Source organism: Pseudoflavonifractor sp. An187, assembly GCF_002160275.1.
In the GTDB taxonomy this organism is placed as follows: Bacteria; Bacillota; Clostridia; order Oscillospirales; family Oscillospiraceae; genus Enterenecus; species Enterenecus faecium.
This window is the reverse complement of record NZ_NFKG01000071.1, coordinates 1-548: the sequence shown is the minus strand read 5'-3', so window position 1 is coordinate 548 and position 548 is coordinate 1. Positions and strand designations below refer to the sequence as shown.

The following is a 548-nucleotide window of genomic DNA, read 5'->3' as shown; positions in this document are numbered from 1 at the left end:
ACATCCCCTCCACTTCTGCCAGCTGGGCCTTCAACTCGCCCATGGCCTGCTCATACTCCTGGTCGTTGGGGGCCTTGCCGTGCCACCCGGCCTGATTTTCCATATAGGATACGCCCTTGCCCTTGGTGGTGGCCATGAGGATGGCGGTGGGCTTTCCGGTGCCGTGGTTGGCGTGGAACTTGGCGAAGGCGTCCTCCAGCTCCTGGAAGTCGTGGCCGTTCACCTTCACCACGTCGCAGCCGAAGGCGGCGAACTTGGCATCCACAGGCTCGGTGTTCATCACATCGCAGGTGCGGCCGTCAATTTGCAGGCCGTTGATGTCCACGATGATGCACAGGTTGTCCAGCTTATAGTGGGCGGCAAACATGGTGGCCTCCCAGATTTGGCCCTCGGCCAGCTCGCCGTCGCCCAGCAGGGAGTAGACGTTGATGTCCTTGTTCAGGAACTTGGCGCCCTTGGCCATGCCAGCGGCGGCGGACAGGCCCTGGCCCAGGGACCCGGTGGACATATCCACACCGGGGGTCAGGTTCATGTTGGGGTGGCCCTGG

At 63.0% G+C, this 548-nt stretch carries 1 protein-coding gene; it reads right to left on the bottom strand.

Annotated elements, in window-relative coordinates; all coding sequences use genetic code 11:
* Positions 1-548, bottom strand: a 548-nt coding sequence (locus B5F22_RS11855) for a thiamine pyrophosphate-dependent enzyme (protein WP_242955129.1), incomplete at both ends; no start/stop codon positions are given.